We start from the raw sequence: 26,062 nt of genomic DNA, 5'->3' as shown, positions 1-26,062 counted from the left end.
ACCTCCCAGAGGGCGAGGCTATTGCGAGCGTTTTAACCCCTCCCGACCTCCCCTTATCAGGGGAGGAGCAAACCATCATGCACGAACCGTACTCCCCCCTGATAAGGGGGGCTGGGGGGGTTAGGTTTGGCTGTTTCATTTCCCACCCCCAATCGCCATCACATGCGTGAGCTGCGGCTCGCCGCTTGCCGGTGTGGTGAAGGCGATGTGCACCTTCTGGCCGGGCTTCAGATCCTTGGGCAGGCCGTCTTTCGGCAACTTGAAGCCCATGGTCATCGCGCCCCATTTCAACTCGGGAATCGCCGGGTGCGAAATCATGGCCATGTCATCCACGACCGATTCGAACACGGCTTCGACCTGATACTCCTTCGCCGTCAGTGCCATCGGTTCGGCGACACGTGTGCCGACCGAGCGCAGGCTGGCTTCCGAATCGAGCAGGAACTGGCCGGAGACAACCACCTTCTGCCCGGCGGCGAGGCCACTGGTGATCTCGATCTGGCCATTGGCTTCCTGCCCGGTCTGCACGTCCACCGGGCGGTACTTGCCTTCACCCTCGGCGAGCATCACCACGCTGCGGCTGCCGGTGCGGATCAGGGCTTCGCTCGGGATCACCAGTCCCGACTTCGCCGTGCTGCCTAGAGCAATCCGTACAAACATGCCCGGCGACAGACGCCCGCCGGGATTGGCGAGCTCGATGCGCGCCTTCAGCGTGCGCGTGCTGGCTTCCACCTCGGGCAGGATGGCCTGCACTGTGCCTTTGAACATCTGCCCGGAGAAGCCCGCCAGGCTTGCTTCTACAGGCATGCCCGGTTTGATCAGGGCGGCCTGGCTCTCGGGGATTTCGGCATTCACCCACACGCTGTCCAGCGCGTTGATGCGGAACAGGGTGGCGCCCGCCATCACCGTCATGCCTTCGCGCGCGGCGAGTTCGATCACGCTGCCAGCGGCGGGTGCCGTGATCGTGATGCGCGCCTGCACCGTGCCCGATTTGTCGACCTGCGCGATCAGGGCTTCGCTCATGCCGGCCTGACGCATGCGCTGGCGCGCAGCATCGAGCAAGGCGGCCATGCCCTCACCCGCCATCTTCTTCACGGCGAGAAATTCTTCCTGGGCGGCGACCCAGTCGGGCACATACAGCTCGGCCAGTGGCTGACCCTTGGCCACGCGATCCAGGGTGGCACGTACGAAGAGCTTCTCAACGAAGCCGGTATTGCGCGCCTGCACAACCGTGAGGCCGCGCTCGTTCCAGGCTACGCTGCCGCTCACTTTAATCTGCGGACTGAGGCTGCCCCGTGCGACTTCAACCGTGCGCAGGCCGAGGTTCTGGGTCTGGCGTGGGCTCACGCTGATGCCGCCGGCATCGGCCGCCTCATCAGCGAAAACCGGCACCAGCTGCATGTCCATGAAGGGCGACTTGCCCGGCTTGTCGAACTTCTGGCCGGGCACCATCGGGTCGTGCCAGTACAGCACGCGGCGGCCCGTACCCGGGTCAATCTTCGCGTCGTGGCTTTCTGCTACAGCCGGTGCGGCGTGGCGACTGCCGAGTTGGTAAGCGCCGTAGCCGACCGCGCCCAAGGCGAGCAGGACGGCAAAGGCGATGAGTTTCTGACGGTGATTGTTCATGGTTGTTCTCCATGCGCAGCGGAGACAGACGCCTCCTGCGGATTCAGGAAATTAAGCTGGGCCCAGGCGCGGGCGGCTTCCAGCGCCACGCGCTGGCGCTCCATGCGGGTGTCGAGCGCCATGCGGCGGGCTTCGAGCACGCGGGTCAGCGAACCGCTGCCGGCACGGTAGGCAGCGAGCGCCGCTTCGACCTGCTGCTGGGCCAACGGCAGCAGTTGCTGGTCGTAGCGTTGCAGGCGTTCGCGCGCGTTATCGAGCACGGCCAGATTGCCGCGCAGCTCGGCGCGGTAGGCGCGTTGCATGTCGGCCTGCTGGGCACGCGCCTGATCGAGCTGAGCCAGGCGCGCCCCATGCTCGCGATCCTGCCGGCTGGCCCGATCCCAGGGCAGCGGCATGGACAGGTTCACAGAGACGAGGTTGGAAAAGCCCGGGCCGCGCTGGCCATACATCAACTCGACGGCGATATCCGGAGTGCGATTTTCACGCGCCATGCGGGCATCCGCTTCCGCCAGAGCGACCAGGGCCTGCTGGCTCGCCAGCAAGGGATGTTGCTCGGCAGACTCGGCCAGTGCCGGATGCACCTGCAGCTGGCTCTTCAGCTCAGGTGGCGGCGCCAGCGGGCGCTCCGCGTCCTCGCCGATCCAGCGCGCCAGTCGTGAGCGGGCCATGAGAATGTCACGCTTCATCTGAGCCAGCTGATCCTGGCTGCGGGCAATCGCCAGCTGGTTGGCAAACACATCGGCCTGCTCGCCACGGCCGGCGCGAAAGGCCGCGTCAGCCGCCTGCTGCTGCAGATGCAGTTCGGCGATCTGGCTCTCCAGCAAGGCCTGCATGCTGCCCTGATAAGCAAGATCGAGCCAGGCCAGAGTAGTGTCGCGACGTGTGTCAGCCAGGCTCTGGCGCTGGCTCACATGCGCCAGTTCAGCCTCCCGCAGGGCCTTGTCGGCGCGCGCCTGGCGCTTGTCGCCACGCGTGAACTCCTGCATCACACCGATCTGGCGCATGGTCATGCTCTCCTGCGTCAGGCTCCAGGCCATCTCGCCATCGGTGGGCACGTTGCTAAGACCCAGCTTGAGCACCGGATCCGGCAACTGACCGGCCGCCACGGCCATCTCGCGCGCCGCCATCTCCTGTGCACGCAGGGCTTCGATCTGCGGCGCCCGCGTCTCGGCGATCCGACGCGCCTCCTCCAGGCTGAGCGGTTCGGCCGCCAGCAGCGGAGCGGCCAGCAGCAAGGCCAGCCAGGGCAGGACTCTTTTCATGGTGTCACCTCGATCATGCCGCGCATGCCTTGTGCATAGTGATTGCCGACCAGACAGGCGAACTCGAAGCTGCCAGGGCGATTGAAATGCCATAGCAGCTCGCCGCGCTGACGCGGCAGCACATGTGCCATCCAAGCGTCGGCATGCTCCATCTTCGGGAATTTCTTCATCAGTGCAGCGTGCTCGGCAATTGCGCCGGGTGTGCCGATCACCATTTCGTGCAGCTTGCGCCCGGCGTTGCTGATGACGAAGCGGATCGTTTCGCCCTGCTTCACGCGAATGCTGGCAGGGGTGAAACGCATGTCATCGGTCATGCGGATTTCAATGCTGCGCACGGAGGCATCGGTGCTGCCGGCGATGCCCCAGGCAGTCTGCTCGGCGGGCTGGGTCGCTGCCTGCGCCGGGGTATGGGTATGGGCGAGTACTGGCGGTGCCAGCCCGGCAAGGGCGGCACTCAGCCAGACCATCTGGAATGGTCTGCGGATCATGGCGGTGACCTCAGCGCTTGAGGGTGGTGACGGTCAGGACGCCGCCGAGGTCTTCGACCCGTACCTCGACCTTGTCGCCGGCCTTCAGATCGGCAGGCAGGACAAGCTTCTTGTCGAGCGCGAAAACCATGGTCATGCCGGGCATGCCGAGGTTCTTCAGGTCCCCGTGCTTGAGGGTGATCTTGCGTGCTTTCAGATCGAGGGCGCGTACTTCGGCGGGTACCAGTTCCTGACCCATGGCATGGCCGGCATGCATGTCATGGTTCATGCCCTGGGCCAGAGCGGGTTGCGAAAGAGAGGCAAGGGCGAGCAGGACGCTCGCGAAGGCGATACGGATGTTCATGGCAATTTCCTGAATTGAGTACAACGACAAATGGCGGGCAGAAGGCTGCCAGCGCTTGAGGCGGAGTTCAGGAAAGGCGTCTGGGCGGACGCTCGAGGCCGTCCGGAATATGGCTCGGCGGAGTGCCAGCGGGCAACAGCAGGTAGCTGCTGCCAGCCTGCGTCGGCAGAGCGGACGGCACGACGCTGGCGTCGAGCATGGCTCCACAGCAACTGCCGCAGGCCTTGAGCTTGAGGGGGGCGTGGTGCTGGCCGCGCTCTTGCTGCGAGCTGCCACCATCCGCCGCGGTACTGGCGCCATGGCAACTGGCGTGCAGGTTTTCGGCCACCGGCTGATCCTGCCCGGCCACCGGAAAGAGCAGGCTCATCTGTACGGCCGCCAGGCCCTGAACGGGAACGCTCAGAGCCAGCAGGCAGATGCAGAGGAGGCGGAACAGGGCACGCATGGCTGGAGTTTAGTACGAAATTGCGCGCCAGGTGTCAGCCCTGTTCAGCGCGCGACCGCCCCCGGCCCGTAATTGTTGAACTCCCACAGGCGGTTGAAGCCCGGGTCATCCAGATCGCGTGCCGGATCGGCATTGCCGCGGTGCGGCCGGCGCGTGGTGGCGGCGTGGTCCCAGGGGCTGTCGGCGCCACAGGCGGCGTCTATGAAACTGTCGCGGATCACGAGCTGGCCGTTGGCCGTCTTGCCTGGCAGGTAGCCGGTATTGCCAGCGCCCTGATCCCAGCTGCGGCCAAGGAAGCTGCGGCCATCCTGTTGCAGCCAGGCGTCTGCAGTGAAGCGGCAGTCCAGCGCGAGGAAGCCGAAGCGCTTGCCCGGATGCGTGTCCGGCGCAAACACGATGGTCGGTGCACGGCGCCGGCTGGAAACGGAATGAAACTCACAGCGCTGGAACACGGCGCTGGCACTGCCGAACACATAGTCGGTATCACCTTCGATGTAGCACTCGGTCGCCAGCACGCGGGCATCGCGATCACGGGCGTAAGCGCCCATCGCATTGGCGGCACGCGGGGCCTCGCCGGCATTGCAGAAGAAGGTGTCCTGGCGGCTGATCAGGCGCAGGCCTTCGAGCTGGCAGCGATCACCATCGCTGCGCAGGGCCACGGCCTGGTGAGTGCTGCCATCCACCGTGTCGAGCTGGCTGTTTACGATGCTGAAATTCTTCAGCTGCAGATCGCTGGCCTGGCTCCAGAACACGGCCGCGCTGGGAGTATCGATACTCTTGTCGTCCGGACGCCCGGCGCAGGCCTGATACATATGCCAAGCCGGATCTCCGGGCTGGAATTCAGCGGCCGGATTCACACGCTGAATGTACTCCGCCACCGTCATACGCGAATCGAGGCATAGCTCAATGCGCACGTCGGAGCCATGGCAGCCGCAGCCGACGAGGCTCAGCGGCGGCGCAAAGGCCGGGATATAGACCGCCCCGCGATACACGCCGGGCAGGATGTGAATGTACTGACGCTCGACGCGGCCACTGCGGATCGCCGCATTCACTGCGGCCTGCACACTGGCATGACTGCCGCCGGGGCCGACGACGAAGTCGGCACGCGAATCGGCAATGGCGGCAGGCCGCCAAGGGCCGTCCGGCGCGGCGTGCAGGCCGCCCTCGGCGAAATACGCCGCCGCCACGAACGCCGCCGCTTCCGCCGCACTGAGCTGAGGACGCTGCGCGGTGTTGGGCGGGCTCAATCGCCCGGCAGTTCCGGACGGGGCATCCCGGTGCGCGAGTTCGGGAGAGGCAAGGTGATTCATGAGGGGAAATACTCCAGCGTCAGGCCACGCCGGAAGTGAAGGCATGATACCGGTCGCAACCCTAGCATCGGCAGTGGTATTGCTCAAGGCTTCGAACCAACACTTTTGATCCGCGTCTGCAAATTGATGTAGCAGCGCCCATGCCCGGCCGCTGCGGCTGTGCACCATGCGGGCAGCAGCGCCTCCAGCCGATTCGCTTATCATTGAACACCCGTCCATTGCCGTCCAGCCGGAGCGCCCCCATGCCTGCCTTTCCGCACCGCCGTGACCTCGCCCAGACCCTCCTGAGCGTCACCCTCACCTGTGGCCTGCTGCTCGCTTCGCTGTGGGTACTGTCGCCGTTCTTGCTGGCACTGACCTGGGCGACGATGATCGTCGTGGCATCCTGGCCACTGATGCTGCGCCTCGAAAAACGCCTGTGGGGCCGTCGTAGCCTTGCAGTACTGGCCCTGATCGGAATCCTGTTGCTGGCCCTGTTCCTGCCCTTCATGGCCGCCATCACGACCTTGCTGGATCATTCGGACCAGTTGATCGCCCTGGTCAGCAATGTTGAAGGCATGAAAGTCCCCTCCGCCCCAGCCTGGCTGGCTGGCCTACCGCTCGCCGGGCCGCGCCTGGCCGAGCTGTGGGGCCAGTTTGCCGAACTCGGCGCGCAGGGACTGGCTGCCAAGGTGGTGCCGCATCTGGGCAGCCTCAGCAAATGGTTTGCCGCGCGCATCGGTGGCCTCGGCCTGATCCTGCTGCAGATCCTGCTGGCCATCGTGCTCGCCGCCATTCTCTACATGAACGGCGAAGCCACGGCCGCCACCCTGCGCCGCTTCGCCCACAAACTGGGCGGCAAGCGTGGCGAAAGCATGCTCGAGCTGGGGGTGGGAGCCATTCGCGGGGTAGCGCTCGGCGTAGGCGTTACCGCCGTCGTGCAGGCCTTGCTTGGCGGCATCGGCCTGCTGATCTCGGGTATTCCGATGGCGGCCGTGCTCACCGCCCTGATGCTGATCCTGTGCATCGCCCAGCTGGGCGTGCTGCCCGTGCTGGCACCTGCCGTGATCTGGCTCTACAGCACGGATCAGAGCGGTATGGGAACCTTCCTGCTGGTGTGGACGCTGGTGGTAGTGAATCTCGACAACGTGCTGCGTCCCTGGCTGATCAGGCTTGGCGCAGATCTGCCGCTGCTGCTGATCCTCGCGGGGGTGATCGGCGGCCTGATGAGCTTCGGTCTGCTGGGCATTTTCCTCGGCCCGCTGCTGCTGGCGATCAGCTACACCCTGGCCGGCTCCTGGCTGGCCGAGGATGAAGCCCCCAATACCAGCGCCCCACTGCTAAGCGAGCCCGTGGCCGTGGCCGTGGTAGATGCTGCGCAGGCCGCGGACTGAAACCGCCCCGGATGAAGCGCCCGCCCTGCCCAAAGCGCAGCCCTGCCCGTCTGCTCGCCTGCCTGCTGGCCCTGTGCTGGACGGGTATGGCCGGTGCAGCGCTACGGATCGAAGCGCCGGCCGATGTGCTGACGCTGCTCCGGACTCATCTTGTATATGACGCGGATGAGCTGGCACGCGGCGGCGAGTGGCGCGATTCACAGCAACACAGCCTCGAACGGCAGACCCGCGAGCTGCTCGCCACCGCCGGCTACTTCAGCCCGCAGCTGCGCATGAACATGCTTGATGCCGATCTGCTGCTGGAGGTGGACAGCGGTCCGCGGGCCCACATCACCCGCGTGGCCCTGCAGATTGAAGGATCCCTCACGGCCGAGGAGCAGGCACAGCTGCAGGAGAGCTGGTTGCTGCCGGCCGGCACGGCCTTCAGCCAGGATGACTGGGAGCGCGCCAAGACCAACCTGCTGACCCAGCTTGGCAGCGAACACTTCCCGGATGCCAGCCTGATCAGCAGCGATGCCGAGGTGGATCCGGCCAGCGCCAGCGTGGTCCTGAGTCTCGTCTATCGCAGCAATCCGCGCGCGGTCTTCGGCCAGATCCGCTACAGCGGGCTCAAGCGCCATAGCGAGAGCCTCGCCGCACGCTATGCCATCGGAGTCATCCCGGGGGAGCCCTTCAGCACCGATGCGATGCTGGAGCTGCAGCAATCCCTGCAGCGCACTCCCTACTTCTCGGCCGTGCAGGTAGAGCTTCAACCTCCGGCCGCGGCAAACAGCCCCGAACCGCAGGTGCGTGAGGTGTTGGTCCGCCTCGCCGAGCGCGAAGCCCACGCCATCAGCAGCAGCATCGGCTACAGCTCGAATACCGGGGCACGCGTCGGCCTCGCCTTCGACACCTCTGACCTCTTCGGACGCGGCTGGGAAATGCATACCGGCGCGGATCTCGAACAGCGCCGCCAGGCCGCTTTCGTGGACGTCTTCATGCCACGCACCCGCTTCGGCGCCAATTACGGTTTTGGTATCGGCGGCGAACGCTCCGACATCGAGAACCTCTACACCGAGAGTGCGGCCTACGGCATCATCCGCACGCACTCGCGCGGCGCACTCGAAATCCGCGACACGCTCAACTGGCAGGCCGAGACCCAGTCCAGCCCGGATCGTGACACGCAGGACAATCGCGCCATCACACTCAACCGCATGTGGTCCTGGCGCCATCTCGACTCTGCCACCGCGCCGCGTCGTGGCGTGGCCCTGATGGGCCAGCTCGGCGGCGGCGTGCGTCCGACCCGGCCGGATGAGGCCTTCTTCCGCATCCACGGGCGCGGCCACTACTACCTACCCATCGGCAGCATCGACACCCTGTCCCTGCGCACCGAGCTGGGCGCCACCCTCACCCACGAAACCGAAGGCATCCCGAGCGACTGGCTGTTCCGCACCGGCGGCTCCCAGTCCGTGCGTGGTTATCGCTACCAGAGCCTCGGCATCCAGGAAGGCAGTACCGTGTATGGCGCGCGCTACCTCGCCGTGCTCAGCGCCGAATACACCCACTGGTTCGGTCCGAGCTGGGGGGCCGCTAGCTTCGTAGACGCCGGCGACGCGCGGGATGAACTCGGTGACTTCCGCCTCGCCCGTGCGATAGGCTTCGGCCCGCGCTGGCGCAGCCCGGTCGGCCCGCTGGCGCTTGATCTCGCCTGGGGCGAACGCGAGCACGAATGGCGCGCCCACTTCTCGCTGGCGATTCCCTTCTGATGCCCAAGCTCCACCTGCTCCCCACGCTGGCAGGTGTTCTGCGCCCCACATTGTGGGCCAGTGCCGCTGCCAGCCTGGTCCTGGCGGGCGGCCTCGGCTGGCTGGTGACCAGCGACAGCGGCCTGCAGGCCGTCGGGCGTGGTGCGCAAGGCTTCGTCCCGGGCCTTCAATTGCAAGGACTGCACGGCCGCCTGCTGGGGCCACTGGAACTGGCCAGCCTGCGCTGGCAGGGTGCCGATGGCAGCCATCTGGAAATCGACGCCCTGAGCCTCGCCTGGCAACCGGCCGCCCTGCTGCACGGGCGCTTCGAAGCCGATCTGCTGCAAGCCGCCCGCGTCCACTTCACCGCGGCGCCCGGCGACGACAGCCCGCTGCAGGCGCCGGACATTCCGGCCCCACCGCTCAGCCTGCGCGTCCACCGTCTGGCCGTCAGCACACTCGAAATCGCCGGCCTGCCTGGCAGCCTGAAGGGCCTCGAAGCCAGTCTCGACGCGGATGCCGCTGGCTACCGGCTGAATCTCGCCAGCCTGCGCAGCCAGCGCCTGGCCCTCAGCGGTGAAGCCAGCCTCGCCACTGCGGCGCCGCACGCTCTGGCGGCCCGCCTGCAGCTCGAGCAGAAAGGCGAACAGGCCTTCTTGCTGAACACCCGCACCGAGGGCAAGCTCAGCGCCCTGCATGTCAGCCTGGACGCCAGCGGCAGCCTGAATGGCAACGGCCATCTCCAGCTCGAACCCTTCCAGCCTCAGCCCTTGCGAGCTGCCGAGCTGAACTTGCGCGGCCTCGATCCGCACAGCTGGTTCGCCGCCGCGCCCGTAGCCCGCATCGATATCGAAGCCCGCAGCAATGCGCAGGACTTCCAGCTCGAAGCCCGCAACCAACGCCCGGGCCTGTCCGAGCGCGATCTCTTGCCGGTGCAGCACCTGAACCTCACCGGACGCTGGCAGGCCGAGCGCCTGAGCCTGAGCCGCTGGCAGCTCGATCTGGGCCGTGCCGGTCAGCTCGCCGGCACAGGTGAATGGCAGGCCGGCCACCTTGATCTGGCCGGCCGGATCTACGCCCTGAACCCCGCCGCCCTGCACTCAAAGGCCTTGCCGGCGAGCCTCAATGGGCGCTTCGATAGCCGCATCGCGACCCAAGCGCAATCCCTCGATCTGCAACTCAGCGACAAGCGCCTGCAGCTCAAAGCGCGCGCGCACCGTGACGCCAGCAGCCTCCAGCTCGAAGCACTGGAACTCGCCAGCGGCCCGGCCCGCCTGCAGGCCAGCGGCCGCTTCGAGCAAGCCTCGGGCGAGTTCAGCCTGCAGGGCCGGATGGAGGCGCTCGACCTCGCCCGCTTCGCGGCCCTGCCGGTCACCCGCCTGAATGCCCACCTCGACGCCAGCGGCCGATTGGGCGCCCAAGCGCGCGCCCAAGCCAGCTTCAGCCTGCGCGACTCCAGCGTGGCCGGCCACGCCCTGAGCGGCGAAGGCCAACTCCTGTTCGCCAACGCACAACTGGAAATCGGCCGCCTGCAGCTCGTGGCCGGCGCCAACCAGCTCGACATCAAGGGCCGCCTCGGCCAGCGCGATGACCTGCTCGAACTCACGCTGACCGCCCCTCACCTGGAGCAACTGGGCCTGGCCGGCAGCCTCCGCGCACAAGCCCGTTTGCGCGGTGCACTGGCCGCCCCGGCACTGGAACTCCAGGCCAGCAGCCCACAACTCGGCGCCCCCGGCTACTTCCAGCTCAAGGCACTCGACGCCGAGCTGCACTTCTCGCCGCAACCCAGCGCCCCCTTGCTGCTGCAACTGAGCCTCGGTCAGCTGCAGATCGAGGGCCAAAATCCGCTTGAGCAGCTCGGTGCCCGGATCGACGGCAGCCTGCAACAACACCACGCCAGCCTGCAGGCACACCAGGGCAAGCTCGCCCTGCAGGCAGAGGCGCAAGGCGCGGCTGATCTGAAAGCCACGCACTGGCAAGGTCAGCTGACCCGCCTGACACTGGACGGCGCCGCCCTGCCGCTGCAACTGGTTCGCAATGAAACCCTCAGTGTCGGCACTCAGGGCGTGCAGTTGGGCAACAGCGAGTTCCGCCTCGGCGAAGCCCGCCTCAATCTCCTCCAGCTCGACTGGCTGGCCGGCCAGCTCCACAGCCGCGGCAGCCTTCAAGGCCTGGCCCCGGCGCCGTTGCTGAAACTGCCGGGCGATCTGCGCCTCGACGGCGATTGGGATGTGTACTACCCACCGCTACAGGCCGGCCACATGCGCCTCGCGCGCAGCAGCGGCGATCTGCAGCTGGCCGACGGCCGCGCGCTGGGTCTCACCACCCTGGAAGCCAGCGCCAGCCTCAGCAATACCCGCAGCAGTCTGCAAGTGCAGATTCTCAGCAATCTAGCCGGTCGCCTGCAGGCCAGCCTGAGCCTGCCCAGCGCGCCGGACTCTCCGCCACTGCTCGAGCGCCCGCTGCAAGGCCAGGCCGAACTGGCGCTACCCGATCTATCGGTCCTCGCCGCACTGGTCAACAAGAGCCTGCGCGCCAGTGGCCGCCTCAAGGGCGAGGCCGCGCTGGCCGGTTCGCTGCAGACGCCGCAGTGGCAGGCCCGCCTGCACGGCGAGGGGCTCGGCCTGCAATGGCCGGATACCGGTTTGTGGCTGGATAAGGGGGCGCTCGACATCGAGCTGCTCGGGGATCAGCTCAGTGTACGCCAGCTCAGCTTCGATGCCCCGCACCGGGCCTTGCCACAAGATGCACGCCTGCCGCTGGAACGCCTGACCGCCCAGCCCGGCCGGCTCGAAGCGCGTGGCGGGCTGAACCTTACCAGCGGCAAGGGCGATCTGGCGATTGCGGCCGAGCGCGTCGGCGTGATGCAAAAGCCGGGCAGCTGGCTGCTGCTCTCGGGCCAGGCCGATGCACGGGTGGAAGATGAGCACCTCTCCCTCAGCGGCAAGCTCAAGGCTGACGCGGCCCGCTTCGAAATGCCGCCGGCCAGTCGGCCCCAGCTTTCGGACGACGTGCGGGTGCGCGGCAAGGAAACGCGCAAATCCTCAGCCTATGGGGTACGCATCGACCTCAGCGCCGATCTCGGCCCGGCCTTCTACTTCAAGGGCGCCGGTCTCAACACCCGCCTGGCCGGCGAACTGCGCCTGAGGAGCAGCGATGCCGATCCGCTGCGCGTGAATGGCTCGGTCGACGCCAGCGGTGGCCTCTTCGAAGCCTATGGCGCACGCCTCGACATCCGCCGCGGCCTGCTCAACTTCGTCGGCCCGGTCGGCAACCCCGGCCTCAACATCCTCGCCCTGCGCAGCACCCCCAGCGTGGAGGCGGGCGTCGAGGTCACCGGCAGCCTGCAAAAACCGAAGGTCAGGCTGGTGTCCGAACCGGATCTGCCGGATCAGGAAAAGCTCAGCTGGATGCTCTTCGGGCGCGGCCCGGACGAGGGTTACACCGGCACCGACGCCAGCCTGCTGATCTCCGCCGCCGCCGGCCTGCTCGGTGACACTCGGATCGCCCAGAATCTCGGCATCGATCAATTCGAGATGCGCACCGGCTCGCTCGATGGCAGCAGCAATGGGCGCGGCAGCCGCATCGCCAGTACCGGCGGCTTCAGCAACAGCAGCACCAGCGAATCGAACGATCAGATCCTGACTGTCGGTAAAACCCTCTTCAACCGTTTTTCCATCGCCTACGAAGAATCCATGCTCGACGCGGGCAGCGTGGTAAAGCTCAGCTACCGCCTCTCGCGCGCCCTGACCCTGGTCGGCCGCACTGGCAGCGATAACTCGCTGGACCTGCATTACGCCCTGCGTTTCGGCCGCAGCAAGTAGACGCTGCGGCCTCTGCCTGCCAGCGAGCAAGGCCACTTGTTGATACGCCACATTTGCTGCGCAAAAAGTAAGCAATCCTCAGCGCGCTTCGGGTAGAATCGCGCCCCTTCCCTGCTCCATTTCTGCGCAGCGCCGCGCCTGCCCGTCGCCATGCAATTCGCTGGATTCCAGTTACAAAACAACCTCTTCCTCGCGCCCATGGCCGGCGTGACGGATCGCCCCTTCCGCCAGCTGTGCAGGCAGCTCGGTGCGGGCCTGGCCGTGTCCGAGATGGTCACCTCCAACGCGCTCCTCTACGCCAGCAACAAGACCCGCCGGCGCACCGACCACGCGGGCGAGAGCGGCCCGATCTCGGTCCAGATCGCAGGCTCGGACCCGGCCATGATGGCTGCCGCCGCCCGCCACAATCGTGATCATGGCGCCCAGATCATCGACATCAACATGGGTTGCCCGGCCAAAAAAGTCTGCAATGTCGCCGCCGGCTCGGCGCTGATGCGCGATGAATTGCTGGTCGCCCGGATTCTGGAAAGCGTCGTTGCCGCCGTGCCGGAAGTGCCGGTGACACTGAAATTCCGCACCGGCTGGGATCGTGAGCACCGCAACGCGCCCACTATCGCGCGCATTGCCGAGGAATCCGGCATCCGCCTGATCGCAATTCATGGCCGCACCCGCGCCGATCTCTACACCGGTAATGCCGAATACGACACGATTGCCACGGTGAAGTCCCAGCGCGGTATCCCGGTGATCGCCAATGGCGATATCGATTCGCCGCAAAAAGCCAAGTTCGTGCTCGACTACACCGGTGCCGACGGCGTGATGATTGGTCGTGCAGCGCAAGGCCGGCCGTGGATCTTCCGCGAAATCGCGCATTACCTCGCCACCGGCGAAACCCTCGCCGCCCCTGCGCTGGCCGAAATCCACGCCATCTGCCGCAGCCATCTGGCCGAGCTGCATGCCTTCTACGGCGAACTCGGTGGTGTACGCGTGGGCCGCAAGCACATTGGCTGGTACACCAAGGGCATCGCCGGCGCGCAGGTCTTCCGCCAGCACCTGAACCAGCTCGAAACGCCGCAGGAGCAGTTCGACGCCATCGACGAATTTTTCATCCAGCAGGCTCCCAGCCTGCAAGACGACAACAATCAGCCTGAGGCATTGGCCGCATGAACAAGAAAAACGATATCGCTCTGTGTGTGACACAGGCACTCGATCGCTACTTTGCCGATCTGGACGGTGAGAAACCCGTCGACATTTACGACATGGTCATCCGCCAGGTGGAACGCCCGCTGCTCGAATCGATCATGGGGCGGGTCAGCAACAACCAGACCCAGGCGGCCGAACTTCTTGGCATTACCCGCAACACCCTGCGCCGCAAGCTGACCGATCACGGCCTGCTCTGAATCTGCTGCGCGCCCACGTCCGAATCTCCACTCTTACGCTCTACAGGCCCACACCATGAAAGTCACCCAAGCCCTCCTCAGCGTCTCCGACAAGACCGGCGTGGTCGAGTTCGCCCGCGAACTCGCCGCCCTCGGCGTCGAACTCCTCTCGACCGGCGGCACCGCCAAGAGCCTGCGCGATGCCGGGCTGGACGTGACCGACGTGGGTGACTACACCGGCTTCCCCGAGATGCTCGACGGCCGCGTCAAGACCCTGCACCCCAAGGTGCACGGCGGCATCCTGGCCCGCCGCGATCTGAAGGAGCACCTCGACACCATCGACGCGCACAACATCCCGCGCATCGATCTGGTGGTGGTGAACCTCTACCCCTTCCAGGCCACTGTCGCCAAGGAAGGCTGCACTCTGGCTGACGCGATTGAAAACATCGACATCGGCGGCCCGACCATGGTCCGCGCCGCCGCCAAGAACCACGGCAATGCCTGCGGTGGTTGCGGCATCGTGACCGAGCCGAGCGACTACGCTGCGATTCTGGAAGAGCTGAAGTCCAACGCCGGCGCGCTGTCGCACAAGACCCGCTTCGAGCTGGCCCGCAAGGCCTTCACCCACACCGCGCGTTACGATTCGATGATCGCCAACTGGCTCACCGCCGTCGATGCCGATCAGCTCAATGAAGCCGCCGCGCCGGTTCGCGCCGAGTACCCGACCCGCCTGCAACTGGCCTTCGACAAGGTGCAGGACCTGCGCTACGGCGAGAACCCGCACCAGACCGCCGCCTTCTATCGCGACCTCGCTTCGCCCGCTGGCGGCATCGGCAGCTACACCCAGCTGCAGGGCAAGGAACTCTCCTACAACAACATCGCCGACTCCGATGCCGCCTGGGAATGCGTCAAGGCCTTCGATACCTCGGCTGTTGCCTGTGTGATCGTCAAGCACGCCAACCCCTGCGGTGTGGCCCTCGGCGCGACGGCTGAAGAAGCCTATCGCAAGGCCTTCTCGACCGACCCGACCTCGGCCTTCGGCGGCATCATCGCCTTCAATGCCGAAGTCGACAAAGCCACGGCCGAAGCCATCTCCGGCCAGTTCATGGAAGTCTGCATCGCCCCGTCCTACACCGCCGAAGCCCTCGAACTGCTGGCCGTGAAGAAGAACGTGCGCGTGCTGACCTGCCCGCTCGGCAAGATCAGCCAGACCGACTACAAGCGCGTGGCCGGCGGCCTCTTGGTGCAAACCTATGATGACGCCGTGCTGACCGAAGCTGACCTGAAGGTCGTCACCAAGCGTGCCCCAACGCCGAAGGAAGTCAGCGACCTGCTCTTCGCCTGGCGCGTGGCCAAGTACGTCAAGTCCAACGCCATCGTGTATTGCAAGGACGGCATGACCGTCGGCGTCGGCGCCGGCCAGATGAGCCGCGTGGATTCAGCCCGCATCGCCAAGATCAAGGCCGAGAACGCCGGTCTGGTGATCCCGGGTTGCGTGGTGGCATCCGACGCCTTCTTCCCCTTCCGCGACGGTCTGGACGTACTGGCCCAAGCCGGCGCCACCGCCGTGATCCAGCCGGGCGGTTCGATGCGTGATGCCGAAGTGATCGCTGCAGCGGATGAGCAGAACGTCGCCATGGTGTTCACGGGTTTCCGTCATTTCCGCCATTGATCAGCAGGGAATCAAAAAGTCATGAAAATTCTCGTAATCGGTTCCGGCGGTCGTGAACACGCCCTGGCCTGGAAACTGGCCCAGTCGCCGCGCATCCAGAAGGTCTACGTCGCGCCGGGCAATGCCGGCACAGCCACCGAACCCGGTCTGGAAAACGTACCGGCCAGCAGCATTCCGGAATGGATCGCCCTGGTCCGCAAGGAAGGCATCGGCCTCACCGTGGTCGGCCCTGAAGCTCCGCTGGCCGCCGGTGTGGTGGATGCGTTCCGCGCCGAGGGGCTGCCGATCTTCGGGCCGACCAAGGCCTGTGCGCAACTGGAGTCCTCCAAGGATTTCGCTAAGCAGTTCCTGATCCGTCACGGCATCCCGACCGCCAAGTACCAGACCTTCTCCGACGCCGCACAGGCCCACGCCTATGTGGACCAGGAGGGCGCGCCGATCGTGATCAAGGCCGATGGCCTTGCCGCCGGCAAGGGCGTGGTGGTCGCCATGTCGCTCGCGGAAGCGCACGAAGCCATCGACATGATGCTGCTCGGCAACAAGATGGGTGACGCCGGCGCGCGCGTGGTGATCGAGGAATTCATGGCCGGCGAGGAAGCCAGTTTCATCGTGATGGCCGACGGCAAGAACGCGCTCGCCATGGCCACCAGCCAGGATCACAAACGCCTAAAGGATGGCGATGAAGGCCCCAATACCGGTGGCATGGGCGCCTACTCGCCGGCCCCGGTGGTGACGCCGCAGATCCACGCCCGCGTGATGCGCGAGATCATCAACCCGACGCTGGCCGGCATGGCCTCCGACGGCCTGCCCTACAGCGGCTTCCTCTACGCTGGCCTGATGATCGACGAAGCCGGCGCGCCGCGCGTGGTGGAGTTCAACTGCCGCTTCGGCGACCCCGAGACCCAGCCGATCATGATGCGTCTGAAAACCGACCTGGTCGACCTGATCGAGGCCGGTATTGCCGGCAAGCTCGATACCGCCGAAGCCGACTGGGATCGCCGTGTGGCGCTGGGCGTGGTGCTGGCTGCAGGGGGCTATCCGGATGATCCGAAGAAGGGTGACGTGATCTCTGGGCTGGATGCCAAGGTAGAGGATGCCCATGTGTTCCATGCCGGCACCACCTTACGCGACGGCAAGGTAGTCTCCAATGGCGGTCGCGTACTGTGCGTCACGGCGCTGGGAGACTCGGTGAAGGAAGCGCAGACCCGCGCTTACGAGCTGACCAGCCAGATCCAATTCGACGGCATGCAGTACCGCCGCGACATCGGGCACCGCGCCATCAAGCGCTGAAGCCTGCATCAGACCCGCAGTGCGCCCGCCGCGCACTGCGCCGCATATTCACGACGGGGGTTGGAAGATGCACAAGAAGATGAAGGTATTAAGCGCAACGGTTTTCGGTCTGCTCCTGCTGGCTGCTTGTGCCACGCTGGATCAGAGCGACTTTCTGCGTAGCGGCGGCAGCAAGGATGCCGGTTTCGTGGAAATTTCCTGGGATCAGACCCGCATCGACAATGGCAAGGGCGCCAGCACTGGCAGTCTTAATGAAGCCAGCGCCGCATGTCGCGAATGGGGCTTCACTGGCGGGGCAGAACAACCCATGAGCCAGCCCGAAGAGCGCTGCGTGTCGCTGCGAGGCATGGGTTGTGGGCGCTTCGTGATGAGCCAGAAGTTCCGCTGCCTGCGCTGAGCGATTGGGCCTGAGAACGGCTGACCCGCCTGGGTCAGCCCTGGCTCACACGGGCCAGCAGTTCAGCTGCGTACCGGCGTGGCGCCGGGCAAGCCACTGTCGAGAATGGCCGCGCGCAAGAGGTCGATGACCTTGGTGCGCGGGTAAGTCACTCGCCAGGCAATCGCCACCCTCCGCGTCGGCTCCGGCGCTGCGAAAGGCCGAATAGCCACCAGCTTCTGGCTATCCACCAGCGGGTCAGCTGCCGAGCTCGGCAGCACCGTCACCCCCAGTCCGGTCGCCACCATGTGGCGGATGGTCTCCAGCGAACTGCCTTCCATGGTCTTTTGCAGGCCCGTGCCATGAGCACAGCGCGGGCAGGCTTCCAGCACCTGATCGCGAAAACAGTTGCCGGCCCCCAGCAATAGCAGCGGCTCTTCCTGCAGCTTGGCAGTCGTCAGGGCTTCTTCCTTTACCCAGGGATGCGCTGCGGGCATCACCACGCGGAAGGGCTCGTCATACACGGCCTGGGTCACGATGCCTTGCTCGGCAAAAGGCAAGGCCAGGATGGCCACGTCGATTTCCCCCTTCTTGAGCTGATCAGCGAGACGATGGGTGTAGTTCTCCTGGATCATCAGCGGCATGCGCGGCGCGCGCTCAGCCAGCAGCGGAATCAGGGAAGGCAGCAGGTAAGGCGCGATGGTGTAGATCACGCCAATGCGCAAGGGGCCGGACAAGGCATCCCGCCCGGCCTCAGCCAGATCGCGGATCTGGCTCGCCTCGCGCAACACGCGCTCGGCCTGCTCGACGATGTGGCGGCCAATCTCGGTAACTTTCACGTCCACCGCGCTACGCTCGAAGAGCAGCACCCCGAGCTGTTCCTCGAGCTTCTTGACGGCCACCGACAGGGTCGGCTGGGAGACATGGCATTTCTCGGCAGCACGCCCGAAATGGCGTTCTTGCGCGAGCGCGACGATGTAACGCAGATCAGTGAGGGTCATGGGAATGCCCGGCTCCGGAATCCGGCTGAAGCGCATGAATAGGATTTTCCAATTATATGCACTCCGATAGATAGCTTGCTTGATCGATGTCGACCGGACTTGAAGTTTCTGCAGGTCGCCCCACTTTTTGTAAGCGGATGTAATCGGTGGAACCTCTCCCGACCGGCACAGTCCGACACTTCGCGCTACAACAAAGCGCTCGTCATCCCACAACCCCTCATTCCCGGAGGACCCGATGCGTCGTTCCTTCTTCCGCGCAAGTCTCGTGGCCAGCGTCGCCACCGTTGCGTTTACCGGCTGCCTGCAAGAGTCCGGCATGCCCTCATCCCACGCCAGCACGCCGGCCGTCAGCCCGGCAGCCGTGAGCGCAGCCCGCGCCGGCCTGCCCGACTTCAGCGGGCTGGTCGAAGCCATTGGCCCGGCGGTGGTCAACATCAGTGTTACCAGCATCGAAAAGCCCAGCCGCAGTGGCTTTCCGATCGACGAGAACGATCCCTTCTTCGAATTCTTCCGCCGCTTCGGCATTCCTGGTCAGGGCCAGGGTCAGCAAGCGCAGCCACGCATACAGCAAGGCGTCGGTTCGGGCTTCATTCTGAGCGCAGATGGTTACATCCTGACCAACGCCCATGTGGTGGACGGCGCCAGTGAAGTCACGGTCAAGCTCACCGACAAGCGCGAATTCAAGGCCAAGGTGATCGGTGCGGACAAGCGTACCGACGTGGCCCTGATCAAGATTGATGGCAAAAACCTGCCTACGGTGAAGACCGGCAATCCCGATGCCAGCAAGCCCGGCCAGTGGGTGATCGCCATGGGCTCGCCCTTCGGCCTGGAGAACACCGTCACCGCCGGCATCATCTCGGCCAAGGCGCGCCGCCTGGACGGCGATAGCTATGTGAACTTCATTCAGACCGACGTGGCCATCAACCCCGGCAACTCCGGCGGTCCGCTGATCAATCTGGATGGCGAAGTGATCGGCATCAATTCGCAGATCTACTCGCGCTCCGGCGGCTATATGGGAATCTCGTTTTCAATCCCGATCGATACCGCCTTGAAGGTGAAGGAACAGTTGCAGAAGCACGGCAAGGTTTCCCGCGGCCGCCTCGGGGTGGTGATTCAGGGCATGGACAAGGATCTGGCCCAGTCTTTCGGTCTCGACAAGCCTAGCGGTGCGCTGGTGAACTCGGTCGAGCCTGGTGGCCCGGCGGACAAGGCCGGCCTGCAGGCGGGTGACATCATTCAGCAGGTGGATGGCGCAAAAGTCGAAGACTCCACGGATCTGCCGCGCATCATTGGTGAGCGTAATCCGGGTGACTCGGTGAAGCTCAAGGTATGGCGCGACAAGACCAGTCGCGACCTCAGCGTGAAGCTCGGCGAACAGGCCAGCGAGCGCGTTGCGGTAAGCAACGATGAGGCGGCTACACCGGGCGGCAAACTGGGTCTGGTAGTACGCCAGCTCAATGCTCAGGAAGCGCGCCGCAGTGGTGTGACGGCGGGGCTGCTGGTCGAGGAAGTTTCGGGTGCGGCGGCCAAGGCCGGTATCCGTCAGGGCGATCTGATCCTCGGCGTGAGCAACCAGAAGGTCTCCAGCGCTGAACAACTGCGCAAGGCTGTTGAAGCAGCCGGCAAGAGCGTACCGCTGCTGATCCAGCGTGGCGAAAACCAGCAATATGTGGTGGTTCGCCTGAACTGATTTTGTCTCCTCCCCGGCAGAGTGCAGGACGGGCTCTGTGTTGCAACGGCCGCCGCAAAGCGGCCGTTTTTTTCACCCCTCCAACGGCTTCTTGCGCGGACGCCCTTTGGGCAAGGGGGTCAGGCGCCGGTTGGGGCTCAGCTCCCCACTCGCCAGCGGCAATTCGCCCAGCATCCAGCCGCGGTTGGCGGCATAGCGGATAGCATCCAGCTCATCTAGCGGCGTACCGGACTCCAGCAAGGCACGATAGGCCGCCTGGCGTTCGAAGGGCGTATTGCCTAAGGCCCAGTAGCGCGCATGGTCGGTAATGAGTGGATCCGGCTCAAGACCGAGGTGATGGCGGCAGCTGGACCAAGGGTAATGCTCGGCACTGGCCGCATGCCCCGCCCGCAACGGATTCAGTTCGATATAACGGCTGGCCGCCAGCAACCAGTGCATGGGTTCGATCACGGTGGAACGGTAACGCCCCTCCCACAAGGTGCCGCTGCGCAGATGGCGATCGTTGAACCAGCGCACATAGCGCCGGCCAAGACGCTGCATCATGTTGCCCGCGGCGCCCTCGTCGGGCGGGGTGATCAACAGGTGAGCATGATCGGGCATCAGTACATAGGCATGTAACGCGACACCAGCCTCGCGGGCAGCCTCGCGCAGGTGCAGGCGATACTGCTGGAAGTCCGTCTCGTCGAGAAAGACAGGGGCTCGATTATTGCCACGCTGCAGCACCAGCTGTGGCATGCCCGAAATGTAGAGGCGCGGCAGGCGGCTCATGCACAGACCTTACTTGCCGTCGGCCAGTGAGAAGAGACGGCGATGTTCTTTCATTGCGTAGCGATCAGTCATGCCCGCGATATAGTCGGCAATTGAGCGCGCCTTGTCGTCCCGAGCCATGGCCTGATACTGCGGCGGCAACAAACGGGTGTCCGCCATGAACAGCTCGAACAAATCGGCAATGATGCGCCGTGCCTTGCTCATCTCGCGCAGCACCTGATAGTGCCAGTAAAGGTTGTCGCGTAGAAACTGCTGCAATTGCTGCAACTCACGGCCCATCGCCGGCGAGAAAGCCACCAGCGCGGAGGCGCTCCGTACATCGTCGAGCGTGGAGATGCCAGCAGCATCAATATTGGCGCGAGTCTGTTCGATCAGGTCGACGGCTTGCGCATTGATCATGCGTCGCACTGTTTCGTGGATCAGGCGTCGACCGGCTAGCGCGGGATAACGCGCCCTCACTGCTGCACTATGCCGCGCGAAGGCCTCGACATGCTCCAGCTGCTCAAGCGTCAGCAGACCAGCGCGCAAGCCGTCATCCACGTCGTGGTTGTTGTAGGCAATCGAGTCGGCCAGATTGCACAGCTGCGCCTCCAGCGAAGGCTGCTGCTTCTCTATAAAGCGCTGCCCCAGCTCACCAAGCTTGTGAGCATTGGGCAGAGAGCAGTGCTTGAGGATACCTTCGCGGGTCTCATACATCAGGTTGAGGCCGTCGAACTCCGCATAGCGCTCCTCAAGCTGATCAACGATGCGCAGGGATTGCAGGTTGTGCTCGAAGCCGCCATGGGGCTTCATGCAATCGTTGAGTGCGTCCTGCCCCGCATGGCCGAAAGGCGTGTGGCCCAGATCGTGTGAGAGCGCAATGGCTTCGACCAGATCTTCGTTGAGTGCCAGCGATCGAGCCAGCGAACGGCCGATCTGCGCCACTTCGATGCTGTGGGTCAGGCGGGTCCGGAAGAGGTCGCCTTCATGATTCACGAAGACCTGAGTCTTGTACTCCAGGCGTCGAAATGCGGAGCAATGGATGATGCGATCACGATCACGCTGGAATTCACTGCGTGCACTCGGTGCCGCCTCGCGCACCTGGCGTCCGCGGCTGTTGGCTTCGCTGACGGCATAGGGCGCAAGTGGGATCTGCATCGTCAAGCGCAGCAGCTGTCGATGGCTGCGGCGATATCCTCGAGTGAGGCGGAGTCGTAAATGATGCCTTGCCCGACCTGCTGCAACAGGATCAGACGCAAACGCCCCGCTTCGACTTTCTTGTCATGACGCATCAGCTCGATGTAGCGATCAGCGCCGAGCCTGGGCCCCACGGAGGGCAGACCGGCGCGTTCCAGAATGCGCCGTACGCGCGTCACGTCAGCTGAACTCAACATCCCCAGGCGTGCAGAAAGCTCTGCCGCCATCACGGTGCCCGCAGCCACTGCCTCGCCATGCAGCCAGACTCCAAAGCCCAGACCGGCCTCAATGGCGTGGCCGAAGGTATGACCCAGATTGAGCAAGGCACGCTCGCCTTGCTCGGTCTCGTCGGCCGCCACGACCTCGGCCTTGTTGATGCAACTGCGCTCGACGGCGTAGGCCAGCGCAGCCGGATCCCGTGCCAGCAAGGCATCCAGATTGGCTTCCAGCCACTCAAGGAACGGCAGGTCACGGATGAAGCCGTACTTGATAACCTCGGCCAGGCCAGCTTTGAGCTCCTGTTCGGGCAGGGTCTGCAAGGTGTCGATATCCGCCAGTACCAGTCTCGGTTGGTAGAAGGCGCCGATCATGTTCTTGCCGAGCGGATGGTTGATGGCCGTCTTGCCCCCTACCGAGGAGTCAACCAAGGACAGCAGGGTCGTCGGAATCTGGATGAAGGGCACCCCGCGCTGGTAGGTTGCAGCCGCAAAGCCAGTCATGTCACCAATTACGCCGCCGCCGAGGGCAATCAGTGTCGTCGAACGCTCACAGCGAGCCCCCAGCAAACCGTCGAAGATCAGGTTCAGGGTCGGCCAGTCCTTGTGCGCCTCGCCATCCGGCAAGACGATCTCGGTCAGGCTTACGCCGGCGGCCTTCAGACTGTCGCGCAGAGTGGCCAGATGCAGAGGCGCAACCACTTCATTGGTCACGATGGCCGCACGCGAAGTCTTCAGAGAAGGCACAAGCAGATCAGCCGAGGCCAGCAGGCCACGTCCGATCCGGATCGGATAACTGCGCTCAGCCAGCGCTACGTTGACAGTTCGCATCGTTTTTCCCATTCAGCGAGGATCTTGCTCACCGCAGTCTGTGAGTTCAGGCGCGAGCCATCAATCACCAGGCCGGCGATTTCCCGATACAGCGGATCACGTTCAGTGCGCAAGGCATTCAGTTTGGCTGCCGGGTCCGCAACCTGCAGCAGCGGACGATTGGTGTCGTGGCGGGTTCGCTCAAGCAGGATATGGGTCGGCACATCCAGATAGATCACCCAACCAGACTCCTTCATGCAGGCACGGTTGGCTGGATCCAACACCGCACCACCGCCCGTAGCCACCACCACGCCACCCTCTTGCGCAAGCTCGGCAATCACCTGCGTCTCGCGACGACGAAAACCCGCCTCACCCTCGAGTTCAAAAATGATCGGGATCCTTACGCCAGTGCGATGGACGATTTCATGGTCGGAATCATAGAAGGCACGCCCCATGCGACGCGCCAACTGGCGCCCGATGGTGGTCTTACCCGAGCCCATCAGCCCGACCAGATAAATGTTGGCTTGAGTGGTATTCACCCGCCGATTTTAACAGCGCCGCGATTGCTGCCGGCAAGAAAAAACCCGCCGGACCATCAGGTGGGGCGGGTTTTTCAAAGGAACTCCAGGGTCAGCGCGAGACGACCTGATCGGTCAGGATCTTCGGCGTAATGAAGACCATCAACTCGATTTTCTTGTCACTCTTTTCATCGTTGCGGAACAGATAGCCCAGTACCGGCAGGTCACCCAACAGCGGCACCTTGGTCACAACACCCTTTGTTTCCTGCTGGAAAATACCACCGATCACCACTGTACCTCCGTTCTCGACCAAAACCTCGGTCTTGACGTGTTTGGTATCGATGGCTACGCCAGCACCCGTGGCGATAGAGGTGTTCGGGGTGTCCTTGTTGATATCCAGTGACATCGCCACACGCCCATCCGGCGTAATCTGTGGCTTGACCTTCAGCGACAGGTTAGCTTTGCGGAACTGAACCGAAGTAGCCCCGGAACTGGTGGCATTCTGATACGGAATTTCCACGCCCTGTTCAATCAGCGCTTCGATCTGATCAGCCGTCATGACCCGCGGACGAGACACCACGCGGCCGCGGCCATCCGCTTCCAGCGCCGAAATTTCAAGGTTCAGGAAGCGGGTAGCGGCGCTGTTCCACAGAGTCAAGGCGAACTGGCCGGCTGACTTGCCTGCAATCGAAGAGGCCGGGTTATTGAAGCTCAGTGCATCGGTCAGAAAATTAGGCGTATCCGACACCTGACCAGTGTGATAGCCAGTGTCGGCCACATTGCCACCCAGTGCATAACGACCACCGCCCGCAGTACCGCCCGTATTGTGCACACCGAAGCGAGCACCAAGGTTGCGGCTGAAGCTATCTTCAGCTTCGATGATCTGGGCTTCGATCAGAACCTGGCGTGCCGGCAGATCGATGTCGCCCAGCATACGACGCACATCATCCAGGCGTTGTGCCGTGTCAGTCACGATCAGCTTGTTGCTGCGTTCGTCCATGATTACCGCACCGCGCTTCGACAGGATGGTCTTTTCCTTGTCTTTCAGGATGCCGTCGAAAATGGCCTTGGCGCTGTGATAGTTGATCTGGAAGGTTTCTGTGCGCAGCGGCTCCAGGTCATTGATCTGCATCTTGGACTCGAGTTCAAGCTTCTCGCGGGCGGCAAGCTCTTCACGCGGCGCAATCCAGATCACATTACCGTTCTTGCGCAGATCCAGCCCTTTGGCCTGGAGAATGATCTCCAATGCCTGATCCCAAGGAACATCCTTCAAACGCAGGGTCAGGGAGCCAGTCACTGAGTCGCTGGTGATGATGTTGAAATTGGTGAAGTCAGAGATAACCTGCAGCACCGAACGTACATCGATGTTCTGGAAATTTAGCGACAGCTTCTCACCCGCATATTTCACGGCACGAGAGCTGCCCTGTACCAGTTTGCGCGGATCTTCCTGACTGGGCTTCACCTCCAACACGAACTGGTTATCAGTCTGGTAAGCGTTGTGCTCCCACATGCCAGTCGGGGTGATGGTCATGCGCACTGCACCGCCCTGCTGGATCGTCGTGACATTGGTGATCGGCGTGCCAAAATCGGTCACGTCAAGGCTCTTGCGCAAACGATCTGGCGCCGAAGTCTTGAGAAAATCAACGATCAGCTTGGTGCCGGACTGGCGAATATCAATCCCAGTATTGGCATCTGACAGATCGATTACTACACGACCTTCGCCATCCTTGCCGCGGCGGAAATTGATGTCGCGAATCGAATGCGCGTCAGGACCGCCTTTCTGCTCGGCAAAACGAGCAGTCGTCGTTGCCTCCGGCGATTTAGCCGTAGCCACTGCCAGATTGATCAGCAACTCGCGACCCTCGATTTTCGTGTCGTAAGCCAGGGGGCGCAACAGGTTGATAACCAAGCGTGTGCGGTCGGCGACCTGAACGATATTTACGCTGCGAACATCGCCCTCACCGATAGTCTGGGCGGTCTTGCCCGTGCCATTCGAAGTCGAGGGCAGATCGATCGCTACGCGTGCAGGATTCGACACACTGAAACTGCCAAGCTGACCTTCCAGTGGCTGCTTGAGGGTCACCTTGAGAGTGATGCCCGTGGCAGACTGGACTGCTTGAATAGACTCAATACTGTTTTTGGCTTCGGCAGCAGCGGCGGCCGGCGAGCCCTGCGCGCTGGCAGTGCCGCTCGCAACGATGCCAACGAGCACACACAATACCGGCGCAATCAGACGCGTTACGGTTTTCATTTCTTCGTCTCCTGCTCTTGCAGCTGCATGGTGCTGAAACGCTCGATCCAGTCGCCATTGGCGTCCTCGATCAGCTCTTTCAACGTGAGGTCGTTTTCGGTGATCTTGGTCACCACTCCAAAGTTCTGGCCCAGATAATTCCCAGCACGGACCTGATGAATGGTCTTGTCAGCCTTCACCAGCGCAACCGGCTTACCGTTCATCAGCATCATGCCGACCATGTTGAGCGTCTCGAGCGGATAGGATTCCAGCGGTTCGCGGCGGCGCGTGTCGTTGCGCGGACTGGCCTTCCCACCCCGCTTCTCGGGCTCCAGACGACTCGCCTGAAAGGGGTCAACCTGGCCCACCACCTCGTATTCCACAACCGGGAACTGGGTCAGTTTGGGCAAAGGCTGGATCCTGCCCTGCATACCCTGAGTCTCGTTTGCCATCCAGGCACGCAGATCCTGATGCTCATCGCTGCTGCAAGCACTCAGCAAAAGAGCAAAAGACAGAATCAGCCAGACAGGTTTCATGATTTTCTTCAT

The 26,062-nt window shown here is 63.9% G+C and carries 22 protein-coding genes; 9 read left to right on the top strand and 13 right to left on the bottom strand.

Features of this window, described 5'->3' with window-relative positions; all coding sequences use genetic code 11:
- Positions 1-135: 135 nt before the first annotated feature.
- From HJ583_RS12625 to HJ583_RS12600, 6 genes are all read right to left on the bottom strand, one after another.
- Positions 136-1,623: an efflux RND transporter periplasmic adaptor subunit gene (locus HJ583_RS12625; RefSeq protein WP_170022254.1), complete on the bottom strand. Its 1,488-nt coding sequence runs from the start codon at positions 1,621-1,623 to the stop codon at positions 136-138.
- Positions 1,620-2,885 carry a TolC family protein gene (locus HJ583_RS12620; RefSeq protein ID WP_170022253.1) on the bottom strand — a complete coding sequence of 422 codons (1,266 nt, stop codon included), beginning with the start codon at positions 2,883-2,885 and terminating at the stop codon, positions 1,620-1,622. The genes HJ583_RS12625 and HJ583_RS12620 overlap by 4 nt, the downstream gene beginning before the upstream one ends.
- Complete coding sequence (locus HJ583_RS12615; protein WP_170022252.1) at positions 2,882-3,373, bottom strand: cupredoxin domain-containing protein; 492 nt, start codon at positions 3,371-3,373, stop codon at positions 2,882-2,884. The genes HJ583_RS12620 and HJ583_RS12615 overlap by 4 nt, the downstream gene beginning before the upstream one ends.
- Before the next feature lie 10 nt (positions 3,374-3,383).
- Positions 3,384-3,716, bottom strand: a complete 333-nt coding sequence (locus HJ583_RS12610; RefSeq protein ID WP_170022251.1) for a copper-binding protein — start codon at positions 3,714-3,716, stop codon at positions 3,384-3,386.
- Between the two features lie 67 nt (positions 3,717-3,783).
- Complete coding sequence (locus HJ583_RS12605; protein WP_170022250.1) at positions 3,784-4,161, bottom strand: hypothetical protein; 378 nt, start codon at positions 4,159-4,161, stop codon at positions 3,784-3,786.
- Between the two features lie 44 nt (positions 4,162-4,205).
- Positions 4,206-5,471: a putative acyl-CoA thioester hydrolase gene (locus HJ583_RS12600; protein WP_170022249.1), complete on the bottom strand. Its 1,266-nt coding sequence runs from the start codon at positions 5,469-5,471 to the stop codon at positions 4,206-4,208.
- Between the two features lie 242 nt (positions 5,472-5,713).
- On the opposite strand from HJ583_RS12600, the gene ydiK reads away from it, so the two are divergent.
- The 8 genes from ydiK to yecR all read left to right on the top strand — a co-directional run bounded on the left by ydiK (position 5,714) and on the right by yecR (position 17,127).
- Positions 5,714-6,844, top strand: a complete 1,131-nt coding sequence (gene ydiK, locus HJ583_RS12595) for an AI-2E family transporter YdiK (protein ID WP_170022248.1) — start codon at positions 5,714-5,716, stop codon at positions 6,842-6,844.
- A gap of 11 nt (positions 6,845-6,855) precedes the next feature.
- Positions 6,856-8,589: an autotransporter assembly complex protein TamA gene (locus HJ583_RS12590; protein ID WP_170022247.1), complete on the top strand. Its 1,734-nt coding sequence runs from the start codon at positions 6,856-6,858 to the stop codon at positions 8,587-8,589.
- Positions 8,589-12,392 carry a translocation/assembly module TamB domain-containing protein gene (locus HJ583_RS12585; protein WP_170022246.1) on the top strand — a complete coding sequence of 1,268 codons (3,804 nt, stop codon included), beginning with the start codon at positions 8,589-8,591 and terminating at the stop codon, positions 12,390-12,392. The genes HJ583_RS12590 and HJ583_RS12585 overlap by 1 nt, the downstream gene beginning before the upstream one ends.
- A gap of 150 nt (positions 12,393-12,542) precedes the next feature.
- Positions 12,543-13,556: a tRNA dihydrouridine synthase DusB gene (gene dusB / locus HJ583_RS12580; RefSeq protein ID WP_170022245.1), complete on the top strand. Its 1,014-nt coding sequence runs from the start codon at positions 12,543-12,545 to the stop codon at positions 13,554-13,556.
- A complete protein-coding gene (locus HJ583_RS12575) occupies positions 13,553-13,789 on the top strand; it encodes a helix-turn-helix domain-containing protein (RefSeq protein ID WP_101940691.1) in 237 nt (78 codons plus the stop codon). Before dusB ends, HJ583_RS12575 begins: the two co-directional genes overlap by 4 nt.
- Positions 13,790-13,844: 55 nt before the next feature.
- On the top strand, positions 13,845-15,440 hold the full coding sequence (gene purH, locus HJ583_RS12570) for a bifunctional phosphoribosylaminoimidazolecarboxamide formyltransferase/IMP cyclohydrolase (RefSeq protein WP_170022244.1): 1,596 nt from the start codon (positions 13,845-13,847) through the stop codon (positions 15,438-15,440).
- Positions 15,441-15,461: 21 nt separating this feature from the next.
- The gene (gene purD, locus HJ583_RS12565; protein WP_170022243.1) at positions 15,462-16,730 is read left to right on the top strand and encodes a phosphoribosylamine--glycine ligase; all 1,269 of its coding nucleotides are present in this window, start codon (positions 15,462-15,464) and stop codon (positions 16,728-16,730) included.
- Between the two features lie 67 nt (positions 16,731-16,797).
- The gene (gene yecR / locus HJ583_RS12560) at positions 16,798-17,127 is read left to right on the top strand and encodes a YecR family lipoprotein (RefSeq protein WP_170022242.1); all 330 of its coding nucleotides are present in this window, start codon (positions 16,798-16,800) and stop codon (positions 17,125-17,127) included.
- Between the two features lie 62 nt (positions 17,128-17,189).
- Here yecR and HJ583_RS12555 read toward each other — a convergent pair whose 3' ends face one another.
- On the bottom strand, positions 17,190-18,107 hold the full coding sequence (locus tag HJ583_RS12555) for a hydrogen peroxide-inducible genes activator (RefSeq protein ID WP_170022704.1): 918 nt from the start codon (positions 18,105-18,107) through the stop codon (positions 17,190-17,192).
- Between the two features lie 235 nt (positions 18,108-18,342).
- Between HJ583_RS12555 and HJ583_RS12550 the strand changes: the two genes are divergently transcribed.
- Positions 18,343-19,797, top strand: coding sequence for a DegQ family serine endoprotease (locus HJ583_RS12550; RefSeq protein ID WP_170022241.1), 1,455 nt, complete (start codon positions 18,343-18,345; stop codon positions 19,795-19,797).
- Positions 19,798-19,869: 72 nt separating this feature from the next.
- Here HJ583_RS12550 and HJ583_RS12545 read toward each other — a convergent pair whose 3' ends face one another.
- The 6 genes from HJ583_RS12545 to HJ583_RS12520 all read right to left on the bottom strand — a co-directional run bounded on the left by HJ583_RS12545 (position 19,870) and on the right by HJ583_RS12520 (position 26,050).
- Positions 19,870-20,565: a transposase gene (locus HJ583_RS12545; protein ID WP_170022240.1), complete on the bottom strand. Its 696-nt coding sequence runs from the start codon at positions 20,563-20,565 to the stop codon at positions 19,870-19,872.
- A 9-nt stretch (positions 20,566-20,574) separates the two neighbouring features.
- Positions 20,575-21,702 carry a deoxyguanosinetriphosphate triphosphohydrolase gene (locus tag HJ583_RS12540; RefSeq protein WP_170022239.1) on the bottom strand — a complete coding sequence of 376 codons (1,128 nt, stop codon included), beginning with the start codon at positions 21,700-21,702 and terminating at the stop codon, positions 20,575-20,577.
- 2 nt (positions 21,703-21,704) lie between these two features.
- The gene (aroB, locus tag HJ583_RS12535; protein ID WP_170022238.1) at positions 21,705-22,787 is read right to left on the bottom strand and encodes a 3-dehydroquinate synthase; all 1,083 of its coding nucleotides are present in this window, start codon (positions 22,785-22,787) and stop codon (positions 21,705-21,707) included.
- Complete coding sequence (locus HJ583_RS12530; protein WP_328824886.1) at positions 22,769-23,305, bottom strand: shikimate kinase; 537 nt, start codon at positions 23,303-23,305, stop codon at positions 22,769-22,771. Before HJ583_RS12530 ends, aroB begins: the two co-directional genes overlap by 19 nt.
- A gap of 91 nt (positions 23,306-23,396) precedes the next feature.
- Positions 23,397-25,535, bottom strand: coding sequence for a type IV pilus secretin PilQ (gene pilQ, locus HJ583_RS12525; RefSeq protein WP_170022237.1), 2,139 nt, complete (start codon positions 25,533-25,535; stop codon positions 23,397-23,399).
- Positions 25,532-26,050, bottom strand: coding sequence for a pilus assembly protein PilP (locus tag HJ583_RS12520; protein WP_170022236.1), 519 nt, complete (start codon positions 26,048-26,050; stop codon positions 25,532-25,534). Before HJ583_RS12520 ends, pilQ begins: the two co-directional genes overlap by 4 nt.
- Positions 26,051-26,062 lie beyond the last annotated feature (12 nt).

The organism is Uliginosibacterium aquaticum (assembly GCF_012972705.2).
Lineage (GTDB): Bacteria > Pseudomonadota > Gammaproteobacteria > Burkholderiales > Rhodocyclaceae > Uliginosibacterium > Uliginosibacterium aquaticum.
This window is presented reverse-complemented; position numbering and strand designations above follow the sequence as displayed.

Coding starts and splice junctions, on each gene's coding strand:
- purH (WP_170022244.1), top strand. CDS start 13,845: ATGAAAGTCACCCAAGCCCTCCTCAGCGTCTCCGACAAGACCGGCGTG.
- yecR (WP_170022242.1), top strand. CDS start 16,798: ATGCACAAGAAGATGAAGGTATTAAGCGCAACGGTTTTCGGTCTGCTC.
- HJ583_RS12585 (WP_170022246.1), top strand. CDS start 8,589: ATGCCCAAGCTCCACCTGCTCCCCACGCTGGCAGGTGTTCTGCGCCCC.
- dusB (WP_170022245.1), top strand. CDS start 12,543: ATGCAATTCGCTGGATTCCAGTTACAAAACAACCTCTTCCTCGCGCCC.
- purD (WP_170022243.1), top strand. CDS start 15,462: ATGAAAATTCTCGTAATCGGTTCCGGCGGTCGTGAACACGCCCTGGCC.
- HJ583_RS12605 (WP_170022250.1), bottom strand. CDS start 4,161: ATGCGTGCCCTGTTCCGCCTCCTCTGCATCTGCCTGCTGGCTCTGAGC.
- HJ583_RS12600 (WP_170022249.1), bottom strand. CDS start 5,471: ATGAATCACCTTGCCTCTCCCGAACTCGCGCACCGGGATGCCCCGTCC.
- HJ583_RS12545 (WP_170022240.1), bottom strand. CDS start 20,565: ATGAGCCGCCTGCCGCGCCTCTACATTTCGGGCATGCCACAGCTGGTG.
- HJ583_RS12625 (WP_170022254.1), bottom strand. CDS start 1,623: ATGAACAATCACCGTCAGAAACTCATCGCCTTTGCCGTCCTGCTCGCC.
- pilQ (WP_170022237.1), bottom strand. CDS start 25,535: ATGAAAACCGTAACGCGTCTGATTGCGCCGGTATTGTGTGTGCTCGTT.
- HJ583_RS12520 (WP_170022236.1), bottom strand. CDS start 26,050: ATGAAACCTGTCTGGCTGATTCTGTCTTTTGCTCTTTTGCTGAGTGCT.
- HJ583_RS12555 (WP_170022704.1), bottom strand. CDS start 18,107: ATGACCCTCACTGATCTGCGTTACATCGTCGCGCTCGCGCAAGAACGC.
- HJ583_RS12620 (WP_170022253.1), bottom strand. CDS start 2,885: ATGAAAAGAGTCCTGCCCTGGCTGGCCTTGCTGCTGGCCGCTCCGCTG.
- aroB (WP_170022238.1), bottom strand. CDS start 22,787: ATGCGAACTGTCAACGTAGCGCTGGCTGAGCGCAGTTATCCGATCCGG.
- HJ583_RS12575 (WP_101940691.1), top strand. CDS start 13,553: ATGAACAAGAAAAACGATATCGCTCTGTGTGTGACACAGGCACTCGAT.
- HJ583_RS12540 (WP_170022239.1), bottom strand. CDS start 21,702: ATGCAGATCCCACTTGCGCCCTATGCCGTCAGCGAAGCCAACAGCCGC.
- HJ583_RS12615 (WP_170022252.1), bottom strand. CDS start 3,373: ATGATCCGCAGACCATTCCAGATGGTCTGGCTGAGTGCCGCCCTTGCC.
- ydiK (WP_170022248.1), top strand. CDS start 5,714: ATGCCTGCCTTTCCGCACCGCCGTGACCTCGCCCAGACCCTCCTGAGC.
- HJ583_RS12590 (WP_170022247.1), top strand. CDS start 6,856: ATGAAGCGCCCGCCCTGCCCAAAGCGCAGCCCTGCCCGTCTGCTCGCC.
- HJ583_RS12550 (WP_170022241.1), top strand. CDS start 18,343: ATGCGTCGTTCCTTCTTCCGCGCAAGTCTCGTGGCCAGCGTCGCCACC.
- HJ583_RS12610 (WP_170022251.1), bottom strand. CDS start 3,716: ATGAACATCCGTATCGCCTTCGCGAGCGTCCTGCTCGCCCTTGCCTCT.